We start from the raw sequence: 1,519 nt of genomic DNA on the forward strand, positions 1-1,519 counted from the left end.
ATATCCAGCTCCGGCCTGACCTCATCGATGGCTGCCTGGCTGGCACCAGACTGACCCTCACCCAGCAGCCGACAACAACCCGAGGAAGTCAGTAGATCTCCCTTCGTTTGCAAGGTAGTTGACGTCCAGAGCGTGACTGCGTAGCGACCGGGCCGATCTTGTAGATGAGGCCACTGTCGGCCCGTCGGGAGATTGCCGATACATGGTGTCCAGCCGGACGTCGTCGAAGCGGGCGGCGATCTCTGCAACTCTCCACAGGCGGGTCGGGTCGTCCTGGAGCAGGGCGGAAACGGTGCCGACGGCGCTGAGAAGGGGCGGCGTTGCGATCGTCGCGCGAGACCGCGGGCAGCGGCGGTTGCTCAGGGCCGGGGTCGAGGACAGTGACGGCGAGCTGGGTGACGGGTGCGGCTGCGATCGGAGGGTGCCTGCATGCCTTCGCCCGCCGCTGGCAGATCACTGGGCTGCTCGCCGAACTCACACGACCGGCTGCGCGACCAGGTCCGCCAGAAGGAGGGCCACGCGGTGGACCCGACGGCCGCGATCGTGGACTCGCAGTCGGCGCGAGCAGCGGCGAACATCCCCCGCTCGACGTCCGGCTGGGACGGCGAGAAGAAGGTGGGCGGCCGCAAGCCGCACTGGTGGTGGACTGCCTCGGCCTGGTCCCGGCCGTCGCGGTGAGCTCGGCGAGCGTCCAGGACCGCGACGCCGCCGTCCCGTTGCTCGAGCGGCTGCGAGGGCAGTACTTCTCCATCCGACGGGTGTGGGCGGACGGCGGCTATGCCGGCCGGCTCGTCGACTGGGCCCGCGAGAAGCCCCGGCTCACCCTTCAGATCGTCAAACGCACCGACGACACAACGCGGTTCGTGGTGCTGCCGCGCAGGTGGGTGGTGGAAAGGACGCTGAGCTGGCTGATGCGCTCGCGTCGCCTGGCGCAGCGATTACGAAACCCTGCCCGCCATGCACGAAGCTATGGTGCCGTGGTCGATGACCATGCTCATGAGCGGCCGCCTGGCCGGACGCCGACCGGCCGCATCCAGCCCCAGAGCGACGGCCAGGTGCTGGAAGCGCATGCCCTCCCGGCCCGCTTCCGACTCCAGCACCGACAAGATCTGCTGGTAGTCCGGGGCGAGGACCGACGCGGCCATGTCCCCGGCCCGCTGCGACACCACCGCCCCCGCCACCGCTCCAGACACCGGTTCCGGCTCGGCCGATACCTCGGCCACCGTTGCACGGGCATCCACCAGCCGTCCAAGCCCACCTTCCACGGCACGGAGCGCAGCCTGCACCCGCTGGGCCTTCTCCCGCAACCGGGCGATCTCTTCTCGGGCTCTCTGCTCCCGGGCCTCCAGCAGACCGAGCACCGACGCCGCCAGCCACCTCCACGAGCAAGACGAGCGAACGATCACGTTCGGAAAGCGGATGACGTCTCAGCGCAGCGGGTTGCAGTCGAAAGCGGACACGCTGGCGGAGGTCTTCTGTCCGCGTTCTGCCGCCGGGAGGGTCACCGATGTGGCGGTGA

Annotated in this window: 2 protein-coding genes and 1 pseudogene; 2 read left to right on the forward strand and 1 reads right to left on the reverse strand. The window is 69.3% G+C overall.

Annotated elements, in window-relative coordinates; genetic code table 11:
- The first annotated feature begins 429 nt into the window (after positions 1 to 429).
- Both ACGFYN_RS48135 and ACGFYN_RS48140 read left to right on the forward strand, forming a co-directional pair.
- Positions 430 to 678, forward strand: a complete 249-nt coding sequence (locus ACGFYN_RS48135; RefSeq protein WP_393872278.1) for a hypothetical protein — start codon at positions 430 to 432, stop codon at positions 676 to 678.
- Positions 675 to 896 (forward strand): annotated as a pseudogene (locus ACGFYN_RS48140) (transposase); the annotation flags it as partial. The gene ACGFYN_RS48135 and the pseudogene ACGFYN_RS48140, both read left to right, overlap by 4 nt.
- Before the next feature lie 42 nt (positions 897 to 938).
- Here ACGFYN_RS48140 and ACGFYN_RS48145 read toward each other — a convergent pair.
- Positions 939 to 1,361, reverse strand: coding sequence for a hypothetical protein (locus ACGFYN_RS48145; RefSeq protein ID WP_393872279.1), 423 nt, complete (start codon positions 1,359 to 1,361; stop codon positions 939 to 941).
- Between the last annotated feature and the right edge of the window lie 158 nt (positions 1,362 to 1,519).

The organism is Streptomyces sp. NPDC048419 (assembly GCF_043200415.1).
Classification (GTDB): domain Bacteria; phylum Actinomycetota; class Actinomycetes; order Streptomycetales; family Streptomycetaceae; genus Streptomyces.